This window comes from Pelobacter propionicus DSM 2379 (assembly GCF_000015045.1).
GTDB lineage: Bacteria > Desulfobacterota > Desulfuromonadia > Geobacterales > Pseudopelobacteraceae > Pseudopelobacter > Pseudopelobacter propionicus.
In genome coordinates this window covers 1266443-1283241 of record NC_008609.1, presented here as the reverse complement: position 1 = coordinate 1283241, position 16799 = coordinate 1266443, and the positions used below count along the sequence as shown (strand labels likewise).

Here is a 16799-nt window from a genome sequence, read left to right as displayed (position 1 = left end):
TCCTTCCATCTTTCTTCGCGAACTTCGCGTGAATGGCCGCTTTTTCCAGATAAAAACCAACCAAAGGAACCTCCCATGCATATCCGTCTGATCCCCGGCATCTCCCTGCTGACCCTGTCGCTGCTGAGCGGCACATCCCTGGGCGCGGAAACAGCCAAAGAAGAACCCTACAGCCTGGGCGAAGTTGTCGTCACCTCGGAACGACTGAAAGAGTACATCACAAACCATCCGCTTGATGTGACGACGGTGGAGCGCGGGGAGATCGTAAGCCGCAACCTGGGGAGCGTGGAGGAGATCCTCAAGACCATGCCAGGGGTGGAGGTCTATTCCAGCGCCGGGGTCGGCTCGCGCATCTCCATCAGAGGTTCGGGCCGCTCCGGCAGCGTGATGGTTCTCCTGAACGGCAGGCCGCTCAACTCAAACCAGTACGGCAGCCAGGACTTGAGCGCCATCCCGGTGGACAGCATCCAGTCGGTTTCGGTCTTCAAGCCGCCGGTTCCGGTCTGGCTCGGTCCGGGGGGGAGCGACGGCGCCATCAACATCATCACCCGAACGCCGAAACAGGGGGGGGGCAAGGAGAAACAGCGCAGTTCGCTTAAGGGGGGTGGAGGCTCCTACGGTCTGGTGGAGGGAAGTGTAAGCCACCAACTGCCGGTTTCCGACAGTACCGTCCTGCTCGCAGCCACCGGAAACCACCGTGACGGCAAACGCACCAACAGCGACCGCAACGACGGCGCCTTCAACCTGAACTGGAATCGCCAGGGAGACGAGGGGCGTCGCTACGAGTTCAACGGCCGCTACTACCAGGCCGAATTCGGCTCGCCCGGACCGGTGGACAACGAGACCCCCCATGCACGCCAGGAGTACCGCAAGGGTTCCCTGGACGCTCGCTACTCCGGCCTGCTGGGGCAATCGGGAACCGTCAGCGCCACCGCCTACGGCGACATGATCTATCTGAAAGACACTGACCAGTCCGGCTCCCGCTACACCCTGAACGACAACAAGGCCGGCCTCAAGCTGGACACCACCTGGTCGGATGAATCTGAAAACTGGGACCTGCGTCTGGGCGGGATGACCGAGTGGAACGGCTATGACCATACCCTGAGCGGAGAGCACGAGCGCTTCAGGAACGGCCTCAGCGTGCAGTACGACCGCAGATTCGGCCCATTGACAACCACCTTCGGCCTGCGGGGGGACCTGACCAACGACTTCGGCGCTAACCCGGGGGGAACCATCGGGCTGGGTTGGGGCATTGCGGACAAGACGCTGCTCAAGCTGCGGGCCGGCTACACGGTGAACATCCCCCTGTTCGGACAGCTCTACCAGACCAGCCACGGCTCCATCGACCAGACACGGGGCAATCCGGACCTGAAAAAGGAGCGGGTCTGGTCCTATGAAATAGGGCTGGAACACACCTTCGCCAAGGACCGGTTGCTGCAGCTGACCCTGTTCAGGAGCGACACCGTCGACCTGATCAGTTCCCGCCGGGGGAGCGATATGATCTATCGGCCGGTGAACATACGGGGCGCCGAACGCCAAGGGGGCGAGATCATGGCCACGTACGCCTGGGACAACGGCCCGACCCTGGAAGCCAGCCTGACCATCCAGGACTCGGCGGTCAAGAGCACCGGCAAGAAGCTCCCCTACACGCCCGGCCTGAAGATGAAATACACACTCTCCTACACCCTCCCCCGCCTGGCCACCAGACTGGAGACCACGGTCCGCTACGAAGGGAGCCGTTACAGTCAGGCGGAGAACAAGAGCTACCAGCGGATGGACGACGCCGTTCTGGTGGACCTGAAGGCGACCCAACCGTTCAAGATCGGAAAAATAGCCACAGAAATCTATCTGAGGGTTGATAATCTCTTCGATACGGCGTATGAAACTCATCTGGGGCATCCCGATGACGGCATCCGTGCCGCCGCCGGCATACAGATGAGATTCTAGGGAGGGCTTGTGTGATGAATGATCAGACGACGCAGAATCAGGACGTGTTTCCCCAGGTGCGCATCAAATCTCCGGTGATGGAGGCCTGGCTCAACTCCTTGGCGGATATCGCCGTATCGCTCCGTTTGCAGAAGCAGCTAAAGATCGTCGACATGGAACAGGACCATGCCTTTGTGGAAGAATCGGGCAACCTGACCATGGCCACCACCGTCGACGGAGAGCCGGTGCGCATGGTCGTTCCCGAGAGCATGTGGAGCTTCTGCGGCCACTAGCCTCCCTCTCCGCGAGCGGTCACGGCCGTTGCGGAATGAGCCGGGAAACGACTTGACAGCCGGAGCCGTATTGGATAGTCTGCGAGGCACATATCCGCTCAACGGCGGAACACTCATACCGGATCAGGGCGCCCGACAGGGCTTGATAGGGAAGAGGGGTGCGACTCCCCCGCGGACCCGCCGCTGTAAGCGATGACAAGGGGCAACGGCCACTGGTTTTTGACTGGGAAGGCGCCCGGAGGATGAATCGCGAGCCAGAAGACCTGCCACTGATCCACGCCACTCAGCTAGTTCCCGGGGGACCGGGAGAGTGCACAGCGAATCCACAAGGACCTTTGAATACGGAAAGTCCGCATGCTGCTTGCAGATGCGGACTTTTTTTATGGCGTTTGCCGCGTTGCACGGAAAGGAGAAACATCATGCACATCATGGAAGGTTTTCTGCCTGTTGAACATGCCATCGGATGGAGCGTCGCGTCCGCGCCTGTGGTCGCCTACGGCCTGTACTCCATAAATAAAAAGATCAATAAAAATCCGGAACAGCGCATGCTGCTGGGGGTGGCCGCGGCCTTCACCTTCGTGCTCTCGGCCCTGAAGATGCCTTCCGTCACCGGCAGCTGCTCCCATCCCACCGGCACCGGACTGGGGGCGATACTGTTCGGACCCTCCGCCGTAGCCCCCATCGGAGCGGTGGTGCTGCTGTTCCAGGCACTGCTTCTGGCCCACGGCGGCCTGACCACCCTGGGCGCCAATATCTTCTCCATGGCCATCGTCGGCCCCTTCGCCGCCGCCGCCGTCTTCCGTCTGGCCCGCGCGGCCCGGTTCCCCTTCGGCGTAGGGGTTTTCCTGGCAGCCTCCCTGGGCGACCTTTTAACCTACGTCACCACGGCCTGCCAGCTGGCCTTCGCCTTTCCCGACCCGGTGGGCGGCTTCACGGCATCCCTGGCCAAGTTCGCCGGCGTATTCGCCCTGACCCAGATCCCCCTGGCCATCAGCGAGGGGCTTTTGACCGTGGTGGTGATGAACGCCCTCCTGCGCTTCAACCGGGAAGAGTTGGGCAGCCTGAATATCGAGGGAAACGGACAGGAGGTGCAGGCATGAAACGCTATCAGAACCTGATCCTGCTGGCCCTGGTGGCGCTCTTGGTGGCAGTGCCGCTCTGGATGGTGAAGCGCCCCGCGCCGGGGCCGGACGGAGCCGAGGTGGAGATCTTCGCCGGAGCCGACGACAAGGCCAAGGACACCATCACAGCCATCGCCCCCCAGTACAAACCCTGGTTCAAGCCGCTCATGGAGCCCCCCAGCGGCGAGATCGGCTCCCTGCTCTTCGCCCTCCAGGCCGCCCTGGGAGCCGGATTCATCGGCTACTGGCTGGGGAGTTCGGTGACCCGCGCCAGGCTGCGCCGAAACAAGAGCGAGGCCTGATGCTGATCGAGCAGCTCTCCTACTCCAATCGCTGGCGGCGGGTACACCCCGCCGCCAAATGCGTCTTTGCGCTCTGCGGCATGATTGCCGCCTTTGCCGCATCAACCCCGACCATCGCCCTCCTGTTGGCCGCGCTCCTGGCGGCCGTCACCTGCCGCGGGGCACGCATTCCCCTGCGCTGCTATCTGCGCGTTAGCGCCGCGCCGCTCCTGTTCCTGCTGGTAAGCGGCACGACCCTGGCGGTGTCCCTGGGGTGGCAAGCCAGCTTCCCCTGGCTGACCTTAAGCAGCGGGGATGTCCAGTTGCGGGAGGCGTTGCACGTTGCCGGACGCTCTCTGGTCTGCCTGGCTGCGCTGCTCTTCCTGGCGCTCTCCACGCCGCTCAACGACCTTATCTCGCTGTTGCGCCGCCTGGGCTTTCCGGAGGTACTGACCGACCTGATGACCCTCTGCTACCGCACCCTGTTCGTCTTCTTGGAGGCGACCCACGACATCGTCACCGCCCAGGCGTCGCGCCTGGGTTACGCCACCCCCCGGCTGGCGCTGCGCTCCCTGGGCATCATGGTGGCGGCGCTCACGGTCCAGGTCTGGCAACGCTCCCGGGCTCTGCAGCAGGCGGCTCTCTCCCGCGCCAATGACGGCCCGCTCAGATTCCTGACCCCAACGTATCCCGACGGCGCCAGCAGCATCCTGGTCGGCCTGACGGCGGGCTGCCTCCTGATCATCCTGGCGGTGATGCACCCATGACACCAACCGGAAAAAGCATACTGGAACTGTGCGGGGTCAGTTACCGCTATCCCGACGGAAGTCGGGGGCTGGATGACTGCTCCATCTCCTTTCACCAGGGGAGGCGCACTGCCCTCTTGGGGCTGAACGGCGCGGGCAAGACAACCCTCTTTCTGCAGTGCAACGGCGTGCTGCGTCCCCAGGCTGGCCAGGTGCTGCTGGACGGGACTCCCCTGGATTACGGACGCAAGGGATTACGCAGACTCCGCTCCCGCATCGGTGTGGTCTTCCAGAATCCCGATGCCCAGCTCTTCTCGGCCAGCGTACGCGAGGACGTATCCTTCGGCCCCTTGAACCTGGGGCTGACAACGGAGGTCGTGCGCGACAGGGTCGAGCGTTCCCTGACGGCCGTGGGCATGGCATCCCACGCCGACCGCCCGGTGCATGCCATGAGCTACGGCCAGAAGAAGCGGGTCTGCATCGCCGGGGTGCTGGCCATGGAGCCGGAGCTTTTGATCCTGGACGAGCCCATGGCCGGCCTGGACGCCGCCATGCAGGCAGAGCTGACGGTGGTACTGGAGCGGCTCCACGACAGCGGCATGACCATCATCATCGCCACCCATGACATCGACTTCGCCTACCAGTGGGCCGACCGGGTCAGCGTGCTGGAGACGGGACGCTGCGCCGCCAACTGGCCGGCCAGCGAGCTCCCCTGGGTACTGGAGCGGCTGGAGAGTTTCGGCATCGGCATACCCCGGGTGGCCCAACTGCATCACTCGCTCATGGCCGCGGGGCTGGCATCCGGAGACACCCCTCCCCCCCGCAGCCACCAGCAGCTGCTGGACCAGCTGGCAATTCTGCGCGTACCGGCATAAAATACGCCTGGGGCCGTCGATCCAATTCAGAAGCAGTACTCTCCGACTGTGGCCACGCCCATCCCCCCAAGCAGGGAGAAGTCTGGGATAGTGCTGACGCAGAGATAAAACCAGCCTCTGCTCACTCCTCCGCCAGCCGGCAGGTCTCCCGCACGGCGACCAGGATCGGCAGATCATCCTTGGTCACCCCCGACCGTATCCCCTTGAAGGAAACCAGCAGGTTCCCGTCCCGGTCCATCTGCAGGGAAAACTCCCGCACATCGTCAACCACCCCGCGATCCATCAGAAGATAGCCGGCGAACAGCCGGGACAGGGCCAGGAACAGATCCCGGTCGTGCCCCAGCAGGGGATACAGCAGGTGGAAGGGACAGGGGGTCTCCATCAGCTTGACCACATCAGGTTTGGCATTGCCGCCGGCATCGACGAAACCGGTCACCCTCCCCTTCTCGCCGTACTCGTAGGGCATGTTCCTCCCCAGGAGAATCCTCCAGGCGGTATGGTTGACCAGGGTGACAAAGCCAGGGCGGACCGGAGGCGCCTGGGCAAACCCCATCATGCCGTCGTACATGGCCAGCTCTTTAAGCGGCTGCTCCCACTCCAGCTCCCACGGGCGCATCTTCTCCTCGGCGATCAACTCCAGGGTGGGCTGGAGCACCAGCCTGCGGCAGCTGAGGGTGACCAGTTCCCCCTCAGCGGTCCGATTCCGCTCCACGTCCCGGATGGAGGCATGGCAGCAGAGATCATCGCAGGCCAGACCCACCAACCCGCGATATTCGGCCAGGATACCATCGAGGGCATAATCGTCCGGCCGGGCTATAAAACCAATAACCAGCTGATCCTCCTCCTGCTCCAGAAGTATCAGCCGGGCATAACTCCACCGGTCGTGGCGGTTGATGAGAAACAGCAGCCTGGATTCCATGGTTCTCCTCCTTTGCGGGGTAGCGATGGGGCGGTACGGACGCGCTCCCGCCCCATCGCCACCGGACTACTCCCTTACCACACCCTTGGCGCACATAACACCCCCAAGCGTTTCCGCTCCCCCGGCTGTCGCCACCAGCGGATCACACGAACGGCGCGCACGGCCCCTTCCAGACGCACGAATTGCCACGGACTGTTCCATGACAATTCGATGGTGAAGTGTCAGGTCGAGCCCACATTCCCTGTAGACAGGTCTTCACCGGATAGTCTATTCTTGGTCTCATTAAGACCGTTCTCTCCAATCGTTCACTTACCCGCAACGGCATCACAGTTCCCTGTGCGTGCGGCAATTCCCCCTATGAGGATCAATGACGATGTTCATCACCATCAAGGCAAAACTGATCAGCACCTGCGCAATCATCCTGGCTGGCATTCTGGCCATCTTAGTCTTCACGCACGTTTCCATCAACCGGATCAAGATCGATGGCCCCGTGTACCATGAGATCGTACGCGGCAAGGATCTTATCGCCGATATCCTGCCGCCCCCCGAATACATCATCGAATCGTACTTCGTTGTTCTGCGGGCGATGGTGGAGACAGACGATTCCAAACTCCCCGGCTATCATGAACGGCTGAAGAAACTGCGTGCCGAATACGACCAGCGCCATGACCATTGGGTCAGGGAACTTCCTCCGGGAAAGGGTAGGACGCTGCTGCTGGAAGAGTCCTACAGGCCGGCGGTGAAGTTCTACAACACGGTGGAAGGGGAGTTTTTTCCCGCCTTGCGGGCGCACGACCGCACCAGGGCGGAACACCTGCTGCGCGACGTGCTCTCCCCCTCCTATGAGGCTCACCGGAGCGCCATCGACCAGATCGTTGTTCTGAGCAACGCGGCTAACAGCGAAACGGAACGACGCGCCGCGGCCATGCTGCGCACCTCCGAAATCGCTCTGACCTCCATGGGCATGCTGCTCTTCGTTGCGATCCTGGCGGTATTCTACGGTATCGTACGCAGCATAAACGCCCGACTCACGCAGGCGGTTTCCGTAGCCAACACCATCGCCTCCGGTGACCTGAGCGTTGACGTTCGGGTTGGTTCGGAAGACGAAACCGGCCAGCTGCTGCGGGCAATGAAGGTCATGGTGGATAACCTGCGCAATATCATCAACCAGGTATCCGGAACATCGTCGTTGGTGGCGTTAGCCGCGGACCAACTGCATGCCACCGCCGAACGGACCGCCGGCAACGCCGAAGAGATCGCCGGCCAGGCCGTAACCGTGGCCACGGCCGGCGAAGAGATGTCAGCCACATCGGGCGACATCGCCCAGAACTGCCAGATGGCGGCCGAGGGAGCGCAGCACGCTTCGGCCTCGGCCCAAAGCGGCGCCGAGGTCGTTGAAAAGACGGTGGCGGTGATGGGGCAGATCGCGGCCCGGGTGCAGGAGTCGGCAAAGACCGTGGAGAGTCTTGGGGCACGTAGCAATCAGATCGGCGCCATCATCGGCGCCATCGAGGATATCGCCGACCAGACGAACCTGCTGGCATTGAACGCCGCCATCGAGGCGGCCCGGGCAGGGGAACAGGGGAGAGGCTTCGCGGTGGTTGCCGACGAGGTGCGTGCCCTGGCGGAACGCACCACCCGCGCCACACATGAGATCGATGAGATGATCAAAGCCATCCAGGCTGAGACCGGCGCTGCCGTGGCCGCCATGGAGCAGGGAGTCGATCAGGTGGAGGCCGGTACCATGGAGGCGGCCCGCTCAGGCGACGCGCTGCGGGACATTCTGGAGCAGATCAACGACGTTGCCATGCAGGTCAGCCAGATCGCCACCGCTGCCGAGGAGCAGACCGCCACCACCGGTGAGATAGCCGGCAACATGCAGCAGATCACCCAGGTCGTGCGGCAGACATCCCACGGCGCCCAGGAATCCGTCACCGCGGCGGCGCACCTCAGCAGAAACGCCGGAGAACTGCAGCGGCTGGTACAGCAGTTCAGATTGTAAACTCCAGACAATGAGCCTCCGGATATCCCACCACCAATGACCAAAGCCCCACAAATGTGGGGCTTTGCCGATTCTCTTTGCCAGCCCCGCTGTTTCCCCGTTACCCAGCCCATGCCTTCCACGTCGGTCAGGCGGCTCGCGAACTCCACTTCACCGCTGAAGAGAGCGGGCCCAGGCAGCCGTATCAGCGTCCGGCGATTATGCCGATCAGTAAAAACAGCAGCGCCGCGCCGAGCAGCGCCGGCGACAGATCGTACCAGGCGAGTTCCGTGGCCCTGGTATATTCGATGGTTCGGGCGCGCTTCAGCAGGGCATCAACGACATCTTCCTCGACTCGCGCTACATGGGCGCTGAAGTAACGGCCTCCGCTGGTGTTTGAAATGCTCTTCAAGCTGTCCTGCTCCAGCCGCGTTTTCAGGTACGAACCGTCTTCATCCTGGTAATACCCCTCTATGGCGGCACCTATGGCGTCCCTGATGGGAACCATGACCCCCTGGCCCCTGCCGGTACCGACCGTGTAGATGGCGATTCCCTTGGCCGCGGCGCGCTGGGCAGCCTCATGCATCACGGAGCTGTCCTCGTTGATGTCCTCGCCGTCAGAAATCAATACGATGCTTTTGACCGACGTGCGGGAGCTCTCCTCGAACAGGTAAATACCGGTCGTTATCGCCTGCCCCAGGTCGCTGCCGGGAGTTGAGATGGTGGAGTCATTGGCGTGTTTGAGGATGTACTGGCAGTAGCCATAGTCGTTGGTCAGGGGAACGATGGGAACCCCCTTGCTGGCGAACAGGAACACGCCCACACGCTCCCCCTTGAGAGCGCTCAGAATGGTAAGCGCGCAGTAGCGGGCGCGGTTCAGGCGGTTCGGTATGCTGAAGAGTTTCTTCCCCTCCGGGGGAAGTGTTTCATCTTCCGCCAGCATCGACTTTGACACATCGATCCCGATGGCCAGATCGATACCGCTGCGATTGAAGACAGTTTTTGTGTACTGCAGCCTGGGGCCGGCCAGGGCAAGAATCAGCGCGGCCAAGGCGAGACTCAGGAACAGGGTGGAAACGATAGCGGGAACGGGCCGTTTTTTCGTCTGGGCGAAGCGGTACAGCAACGTGCTCGCCTTTTTATGGGATACGAGCGCAGAGCAGAGGAAGCAGGGGATGGCGAGCAGCAGCCAGAGGGTGCCGCTATGTTCCAGATTCATGGCAGGAAAGGCCCTTTATTTTTTTACCCGTGTATCCATGGGCTCGCCGGGGGCATAGCCGCCGATATCGGGTATCAGCGTTTCAAGGTTTTCTTTCAGCGCCTGGTTTTTTTCCATGTCAGTCATAGAAACCTCGAATTTCCGGACATTCTCCTCGCCGTTGAGCACCTCGAAGTTCCAGCGGGGAATGTTTTTGTACAGAGGCGACACACCGGATTTGTCCACGGCTTCTATGGCGGACTTGAAGTCCGCCAGCGCATCGCGCATGACACCCTGCACCTTGTCCGCATTCTGCTCGCTTTCCAGCATCACCAGCGCGCTCAACACCTTGGCGGCCCCGGCCGTATTGTATAAACGCCAGGTGATATCGGGCCGCAGGGACGCCGCATCCGCCAGAGTAGCCCCGCAGCGCTCGACAATCTCATCAAGAAGTCTTTTCAGCTGGCCATCGTATACGACGGTCTCGTTCTGCAGTTCACTATTGCTTCTGGCGCGCTGCATGTATCCCAGAAGCTCCAGGGCGATGCGCCATTGACGCTGCACGATGCGCAACTGGATCTCGGGGAGCGTCGGGGAAATCTTCCTGTAGGCCGCGACGGCGGCAGCGTCGTCCGTCACTGCGTCCACCCGGTGTAGCTCCTGCCGCAGCAGCCTCTCGCTCACTTCCCGCTCGTTGAGAGTACGGTACTCGCGGCTGCAGTATACGCCCAACGTCGTGAAGGTGAGGGCCACGACAATGATGAGTGCTATGGATATTCTGGTGTTTTTGATCATCGTTCAGATCCTTCGTGTGGCGGGGAGAATGCGCACGAGGCAACAGGCTGCCAGCATAACGGCAGCCGCCAGCGCCAGCGGCCTCCTGGTATCCTTTTTCCGTTTCTCCAGTTTTACCAGCAACCTGTTTTTCTCCATGGTATTGATGTTGTTGTAGACCGAGGCAATCCGTGCCTTGTCCAGGGAGCGGGGCATGCTGAATACGTGACCAGCGGAAGAGCCGCCCACTGGCTCCTCAATGGCCTGGCGCACGTCATTGGCAACCTCACCCCCCACGACGACGAGATAGAGCCGTATGCCCAACCGCCTCACCAGGCTGATAACATTAATGAAATTGAGCAGCCCGCTCTCCACGTCTCCGTTGCCCTGGCTCGATTCTATGCGACCGTCGGTAAAGAGAACAATAGCCATTCCCCGGCCGAAATCTATGTCTTTCAGTTGCGCGGGGATGTGCAGCGCGGTGCCGCTGCGCCCCATCAGCGAATAACGCATGTCATTTATCTGCTCGTAGGATGGCTGGTTTTCCTCGGGAAGAAACATGAAGAAAACGCATACCGCAAGCCAGGTGGCATAGGAAGCATTGGTCTCCCCCCCCAAGACCAGGTCCCTGAACAGCGGGGAATCGTTTTTTCTCCTGAGCAGTTCCAGCTTTCTCTTCAGAATTTCCCTGTCAAAGGAGGGAGGCGCAACCAGCTGCGCCACATCGGAAAAAGCGATAATACCGATCAGGTCGTCCTTCTTGCGCATATCGATGAAAGACGAGGCCCCATCGAGGGCGACATCTCCCAGGGTCTGGCTGGCGCCCTCCTCACCGGACCTTCCCATGGATCCGGAGAGATCCTGAACCAGCATTATCCACCTGGACTCTGGGTACGTCTTTTGCCAGTAACTGGAATACTGCACGTTGGCGATGGCAAGCACGATCAGGACCATGGCGGTCGCGGCAAGCAGATCGGCGCCGTACGCTTTTAGCGGCCCGGGCCTCAATTCCCGGTCTAACGCAGCTACCCAGGAAAAACCGGTCCTGACGGCGCACTTTTTAGTGGCAACCAGCACTGCCGGTATGATCGCCAGGAGCAGCAGTGCCCAGGGATACTGAATGCTCATGGGAGTTTACCCCCGGCCTGCGCCATCGCGGGCGGTCTGATCCACAATAGTCAGAATATCGCGCTGCAACCGTTCAATATCCGAATAGCTTTCTGATTCGAGGGCAACACTGTCATCGATGTCGGAAAAGATGCGCCGCAATGGGCCGCAGCACTCCGGCGGAAGAAGCTCTGCGATGGTTTCCATGAACCGCCTGCCGCTCCCTCCCCGATACTTTGCATCGATTCCGTAGAGCAGCAGCAGATACTCGCGCAACAACCCGCCGACTTCCCCCAGGTAGCTCCAGTGAGGAACGGCAGGCGTGTCAAGCAGCAACACACGCAGCCGGCCTGCCAGCTGGAGAGCCCTTTTGCGTTCCTCCAGGAGGTTCCGTTCGGCGGTGACCCTGGGGCGCAGCCTGAAGGCCCATAGGGCGCAGGGAACGAGACAGGCAAAGCAGAGCATGGCGAACCAGAGATAGCGCAGGGACTGCCGGCGCAACGCGTCATGGCGAGAAACGTAAGCAACCGGGTCGGTTGGCACGATCAGCCGGTTTTCCGACTTGGCTTTTGGGATGATGGAGGAAACCCTGTACAGGACCGGCTCCGTCTCAATGGTACGCACGCTGCTGTCGGGACAGGACGGGCACGAATAGCTGATCTTGACGGGCGGCAGACTAAACTCTCCGGGGGCGTAAACCGCCATCCGGCCGGTGATGACGATCGGGCTCTTGTTGACTGACGATGCGTAATCGTACGGGTCAAAGGTGCAGTCAAAGAGTTCCTTCTGAAGTTCAGGCGGCCGCAGATTGAGGGTCGCAATGGAGCTTGGATCGATTTTCACCAGCTCGGAGAAGGCAATGGTGAGCGTAAAGGGAATGCTGTCACCGATGTTCCCCCCGCTCATGAAAAGGGCCAGCTTGGCGCTGATCGACGGTTTTACTTCCACCAGACGCGGTGTGGCCCTGAGTACCCTGATATCCTCGGCAAGCAGGTTGAACGCCTTGAAAAAGGGAATCCTGGCAACATTGACCGTATGGCGGGTTGCCAACGGATCGTTTTCATCGAGCATCGCATGGGATGCCCGCAGCAGGGATTGCCGCTGGGCCTCGGAAGTGCCTGTCTTCCATTTCAGGTCGAAGGCGTTGAAGTACGCGTAGGTCTTGCCGCTGATGATCACCGTCGGATGGACGTAGGCAACGGTTCCGTCCCGGCTCAAACGGCTGACAAGCTGGCGTATTTCCTGGGGCTTCAGCCCGTTGCGCATCCGAAGGAAGCAGGCGCCTTCGGCAAGGTTGGGGTCGTAGAGATACTCGCTGAGACGCCTGTTGGCCTTGACCATGGCCCTGGCCTTCTTCTTGATAAAGTCCCCGGCCGGATCGCTGATCTCGCTGGCGCCACCGCTGGTAGCGGCATCGTCAGGGGCAGCGCTGGATTCGAAACTGTCGCCATCGGGGATGGAGCGTGGGTCAAAGACGACCGTGAGCCAGTTCGTGCCGATCTCCGGGACAACCCTGGTCCCGTCGCGATAAAACCAGACCGAGTCAAAGGAGAAGGCGGCAGCCCTGGCAAAAGCCACGGAAGCAGAGTCCGCCAATATGGAGACAAGGAGCAGTATGATGGCGCAGCATTTTGTAAAGCGGTAAGTCATGGCATCCGTACCCGTATCTAAGATCTTGATGGAGATCGCTTCATAAAATCATCTATTTTTCGGACAAAATCATCCGCCGGGCTGATGGTTACCAGATCGATTCCGGCGCGGTTCAGACGCTCTTTGGTAGCCAACCGCAGCTGACTCATGGCAGCGTTATACGCCTTCCATTTTCCCATATCCAGCGCCACGGTCCTTCCGCTCTCATAGTCGTAGAGCGGCAGAATACCTTTCGAATGCGGAGGCAGCTCGATTTCGCACTCCTCGAGCACCTGGATCGCCTTGACCTCATGCTTGTCGGTCCCGTGTGCCGTGCGGTGAAAACTGTATCTGAAATCAAGCGGATACATGAAATCAGACAGTACGAAGGCAAGGCTCTCCGGGACTTCGTTGATCAGCTTGGTCAGTGCGGCGCCCAAATTAGTCGCACCGCAGGCAACCGGTTCCGCATGGGCAATGGCATCCAGAATCTCCATGAAATGCGACCTGCCCATGCGCGGCGGAATAAAGCGGACACTATCGTCCGCGAAAAGGATCAATCCGCAACCGTTGTTGCCCAGGATCGCGCTGTATGCCAGCGACACGGCGATGTGCGCCTGGAGCAACTCCTTCCTGCCGAAGCGCACCGAGTTGCTGATGTCGTACAGGATCATAACGTTGAAGTAGCTCTCGGCAAGAAATTCGCGCACATAAAACGTGCCGGTCCTGGCCGTCGCCTTCCAGTCGATGTTCCGGAACGAATCGCCGGGCTCAAGCTCCCTGAGCGACCAGAACTCGTATCCCAGCCCCTTGAAGACACTCTCCCAGTCCCCGGGAAAGGGTGAATGCACCCGGTGACTGATGAATATCTCCAGCAGCTCCTTTTTGGACAACAGACTCTTTTCCGATTTGACCATGGGCTTTTTCAGTACGGCTGGACCATTTTAAGGATTTCCTGGACAATCGTGTCGGCGCTGACCTGCTGCGACAGCGCGGTGCTGTTGAGCAGAATACGATGCCTGAGCACGTGCCGGGCGCATAGGACGACATCGTCGAACGTAACGAAGTCACGCTGCTGGCCAAAGGCATACACTTTTGCCAGTCCCAGAAGCGATTCAGAGGCCCGAGGCGATGCGCCGAGCCTGATGTACTGGTGAATATCAGCCACAAACTCCTGCGGGGCATAGGTGTCGCGCGGGCGCGTTGCTGTGCAGATGTTCAGTATGTAGCGCATGACCTTCTGGCTCACCCTGATCCGGTCATGGATGAGCTGCTGGACTGCCAGTATGTCATCGAGGGTGAGAACCGTGTGTATGTCGCTTTTGAGCTGGTCAAAGTTACTGTTTTTCCTCTGTATGAGCTCGAACTCCTCATCTTTTTGCATATAGCCGACATCATATTTGACCATGAAACGGTCGACCTGGGCCTCTGCCAGGGGATAGGTGCCGATCTGCTCGATGGGGTTCTCCGTGGCAAGCACCATGAACGGACGCGGGATGTCGTAGTGCGTGCACTCCACGGTCACTTCCTTTTCCTGCATCGCCTGCAGCAGTGCGGATTGCACCTTCGGCGAAGCCCGGTTTATCTCGTCGGCCAGGAAAATGTTGCAGAAGATGGGGCCGGCATGGAATTCAAACTCGTCTTCCTTCTCGTTCCACACCATGGTGCCGGTTATGTCGCTGGGCATCTTGTCCGGGGTGAACTGAAAACGTTTGAAATTACCGCCGATCACTTTCGCGAAGGTCTCAACGGCAAGGCTTTTCGCCAGCCCGGGAACACCTTCAAGCAGTATGTGTCCCTTGGAGAGGAGCGCATGGATCATCAGGCTGATCATCTCCTCCTGGCCGATGACAACTTTGGCGATTTCAGCTTTTATCCGCTGAACCATGCCCACGTACTGTTCAAAAAGCTCCGCCGTGCTTGCGCCGTCTGCGATTGGTTCCTGCATGTGCGTTCCCATGTACTGCAACGATAGGTAGTGGAATCCATGGCCTGGCCCCAGGCTGGCTTATTCACATGTATTCAAACTGTTTTCTGTGCTTTACGATCAGATAGAGAAAAAACGGGCCGCCGAGCATGGAGGTGATGATCCCCACCTTCAGGTCCACCGTTACGATCAGCCGCACAAAAAGATCGGCGTAGATAATGAAAACCGCCGCCAGCAGCCCGGAAGAGAATATCAGCTTCCGGTTGTCCGGTCCGGTGAGGCTACGCATGATATGCGGCGCCACCAGCCCGACAAAGCCGATGACCCCCGACACCGCGATGGCTCCGCCGGTTTCGATGGAGGAAAAGAGCAAAAGACCATTGCGGGCGCGTCGTATGTTGACTCCCAGGTTTGCCGCGGTTTCTTCTCCGAGCATGAGAAGGTTAAGGTCCCGGGCAAAAAAGAGGGTTCCCAGGAGTGCGACAAGAGTGGTCGGAATGACGATGGCAACGTGCTCCCAGGAGCGGTTGTTAAGGTCACCCATGAGCCAGTTCACGATCACCCGCCCAACGTCGAACTCCGCGGTGCTCAGGGTAATGACAAATGATGTGAGGGCGCCGAACACCAGGCTGAGGGCAATGCCCGCCAGCAGCAGCGTTGAAACCGACGTCCGCCCTCCTGATGTGGCGATGGCGAAGACCATGACCAGGGTGAGCAGGGAAAAAACGATCGCCGCGCAGGGGAGCGCCACCAGCGAGTACGATGCAAGCCCCAGGTAAATGGCCAGCACGGCGCCCAGCGCCGCACCTGCGTCGATGCCCATGACTCCGGGACTGGCCATGGGATTCTTGAATATCCCCTGCATGATCGTACCTGCTCCGCCAAGGGAAAAGCCCACCAGAAAGGCGACCAGAAAGCGCGGAAGCCGGCCGTCCCAGACAATGGAAGCCTCCACGTCACTGATGGCGCCGGCGTACAGCCCCAATTTTGACAAAACGATCATGACCACATGGGAGGCAGGAATCGACCATGAGCCCGACGAGAGGGAGAGCAGACCACCGGCAACAACCAGGGCCATCAGGAGTGCGATTATGAAATAGTCCTTTTTCACCATGACGGATTAGCGGGGCTGCCGGTAGATGATCCCCGCGATCAGATCGGCGCTGAGAAGCATGTATTGGGATGAAGCCCGCAGATACACGCCGGGGACGTCATACACGGAGTTGCTCCGTATGGCCCTGGCGTGGGACAGCAGACGATTCGACACAAGCAGTTCCTTCAGCTTGCTGCGATCGGGAACGATAATGACGTCCGGGTTCCACTTGAGCAGGGTTTCGTAGTCGATCCGCGACCAGGATGCAATGCCCTGCTCAGTCCCCACATTGACGGCACCGATCATGTCGCAGATCGAGTTGAAATTTGAAAATCTGCCGGGAACATAGCCCCCCTCGTCATAATACAGAACGCGGATCGGGTGATCTCTGTGGGGGGTCCGGGCCTTAAGGTCCCGGATCCTCTCATTCATGAGATTCACCAGAGCACGGGCATTGCCCTCCTCACCGATGACGTCTCCTATGAGCAGAATCTGCCGCTGTACCGACTCGATCGACCCGAAATGCCCGAGTTCAAAGCTGGGAATCTGTGCCTGGCTGAGCTTTTCCTTGAAATCAGCACCGGAATAAAACACCGTAAAGACCAGATCCGGGCGGTAGCCGATCACCAGTTCCGTCTGTTTTGATCTGAAGATTGGGCCCTGCTGCCGTGCCTTGTCGGCTATAAAGCTCGAGTCCGGATCAGCGGTAAGATCATTAAAGGCAATCAAGCGCTCGCGCGGGCAGATTGCCCACAAGATCTCGGCGACGCCCACCGCATGGGGTATTATGCGCAGCGGCTTCTTCTGAATCTCAAAGCTTTTTGTCTCCTGCCGGAACGTATCCGTCTTCAAGTCATGCACATCAAAGCTGTAGCGTATTTTTCGGGGCCATGCGCCTTCAGCCTGGGTTTTGCCCCTGACATGGCTCA

Annotated in this window: 16 protein-coding genes and 1 riboswitch; of the genes, 7 read left to right on the top strand and 9 right to left on the bottom strand. The window is 60.0% G+C overall.

What is annotated here, in order from left to right:
- Window positions 1-75: 75 nt before the first annotated feature.
- The 6 genes from PPRO_RS06045 (at window position 76) to PPRO_RS06020 (ending at window position 5242) form a co-directional block, all read left to right on the top strand.
- Window positions 76-1947: a TonB-dependent receptor plug domain-containing protein gene (locus PPRO_RS06045; protein WP_011735151.1), complete on the top strand. Its 1872-nt coding sequence runs from the start codon at window positions 76-78 to the stop codon at window positions 1945-1947.
- A gap of 14 nt (window positions 1948-1961) precedes the next feature.
- Complete coding sequence (locus PPRO_RS06040) at window positions 1962-2219, top strand: hypothetical protein (RefSeq protein ID WP_011735150.1); 258 nt, start codon at window positions 1962-1964, stop codon at window positions 2217-2219.
- A 110-nt stretch (window positions 2220-2329) separates the two neighbouring features.
- A riboswitch (cobalamin riboswitch) is annotated at window positions 2330-2504 on the top strand.
- 134 nt (window positions 2505-2638) lie between these two features.
- Entirely contained in the window at window positions 2639-3319 is a 681-nt protein-coding gene (locus tag PPRO_RS06035; protein ID WP_011735149.1) for an energy-coupling factor ABC transporter permease, read from the top strand.
- On the top strand, window positions 3316-3642 hold the full coding sequence (locus PPRO_RS06030) for an energy-coupling factor ABC transporter substrate-binding protein (RefSeq protein WP_011735148.1): 327 nt from the start codon (window positions 3316-3318) through the stop codon (window positions 3640-3642). The genes PPRO_RS06035 and PPRO_RS06030 overlap by 4 nt, the downstream gene beginning before the upstream one ends.
- Window positions 3642-4388: a cobalt ECF transporter T component CbiQ gene (gene cbiQ / locus PPRO_RS06025; RefSeq protein ID WP_011735147.1), complete on the top strand. Its 747-nt coding sequence runs from the start codon at window positions 3642-3644 to the stop codon at window positions 4386-4388. Before PPRO_RS06030 ends, cbiQ begins: the two co-directional genes overlap by 1 nt.
- Window positions 4385-5242 (top strand): energy-coupling factor ABC transporter ATP-binding protein, encoded by an 858-nt coding sequence (locus tag PPRO_RS06020; protein WP_011735146.1) that lies wholly within the window; start codon window positions 4385-4387, stop codon window positions 5240-5242. Before cbiQ ends, PPRO_RS06020 begins: the two co-directional genes overlap by 4 nt.
- Window positions 5243-5363: 121 nt before the next feature.
- Here PPRO_RS06020 and PPRO_RS06015 read toward each other — a convergent pair whose 3' ends face one another.
- On the bottom strand, window positions 5364-6161 hold the full coding sequence (locus PPRO_RS06015) for a hypothetical protein (protein WP_011735145.1): 798 nt from the start codon (window positions 6159-6161) through the stop codon (window positions 5364-5366).
- Between the two features lie 367 nt (window positions 6162-6528).
- Here PPRO_RS06015 and PPRO_RS21405 point away from each other — a divergent pair, with 367 nt between their 5' ends.
- The gene (locus tag PPRO_RS21405) at window positions 6529-8163 is read left to right on the top strand and encodes a methyl-accepting chemotaxis protein (RefSeq protein ID WP_011735144.1); all 1635 of its coding nucleotides are present in this window, start codon (window positions 6529-6531) and stop codon (window positions 8161-8163) included.
- Window positions 8164-8347: 184 nt separating this feature from the next.
- Here the strand turns inward: PPRO_RS21405 and PPRO_RS06005 are convergent, their stop codons facing one another.
- The 8 genes from PPRO_RS06005 to PPRO_RS05970 all read right to left on the bottom strand — a co-directional run bounded on the left by PPRO_RS06005 (window position 8348) and on the right by PPRO_RS05970 (window position 16722).
- Window positions 8348-9361: a VWA domain-containing protein gene (locus PPRO_RS06005; protein WP_011735143.1), complete on the bottom strand. Its 1014-nt coding sequence runs from the start codon at window positions 9359-9361 to the stop codon at window positions 8348-8350.
- Window positions 9362-9376: 15 nt separating this feature from the next.
- Window positions 9377-10135, bottom strand: coding sequence for a hypothetical protein (locus PPRO_RS06000; protein ID WP_011735142.1), 759 nt, complete (start codon window positions 10133-10135; stop codon window positions 9377-9379).
- A gap of 3 nt (window positions 10136-10138) precedes the next feature.
- On the bottom strand, window positions 10139-11242 hold the full coding sequence (locus tag PPRO_RS05995; RefSeq protein ID WP_011735141.1) for a vWA domain-containing protein: 1104 nt from the start codon (window positions 11240-11242) through the stop codon (window positions 10139-10141).
- A gap of 6 nt (window positions 11243-11248) precedes the next feature.
- Entirely contained in the window at window positions 11249-12871 is a 1623-nt protein-coding gene (locus PPRO_RS05990) for a hypothetical protein (RefSeq protein ID WP_011735140.1), read from the bottom strand.
- Window positions 12872-12888: 17 nt separating this feature from the next.
- Complete coding sequence (locus PPRO_RS05985) at window positions 12889-13767, bottom strand: DUF58 domain-containing protein (protein ID WP_011735139.1); 879 nt, start codon at window positions 13765-13767, stop codon at window positions 12889-12891.
- An 8-nt stretch (window positions 13768-13775) separates the two neighbouring features.
- On the bottom strand, window positions 13776-14798 hold the full coding sequence (locus PPRO_RS05980; RefSeq protein ID WP_011735138.1) for an AAA family ATPase: 1023 nt from the start codon (window positions 14796-14798) through the stop codon (window positions 13776-13778).
- Between the two features lie 64 nt (window positions 14799-14862).
- A complete protein-coding gene (locus PPRO_RS05975) occupies window positions 14863-15891 on the bottom strand; it encodes a FecCD family ABC transporter permease (protein ID WP_011735137.1) in 1029 nt (342 codons plus the stop codon).
- A gap of 6 nt (window positions 15892-15897) precedes the next feature.
- Window positions 15898-16722: an ABC transporter substrate-binding protein gene (locus PPRO_RS05970; protein WP_198138332.1), complete on the bottom strand. Its 825-nt coding sequence runs from the start codon at window positions 16720-16722 to the stop codon at window positions 15898-15900.
- Window positions 16723-16799: the final 77 nt, after the last annotated feature.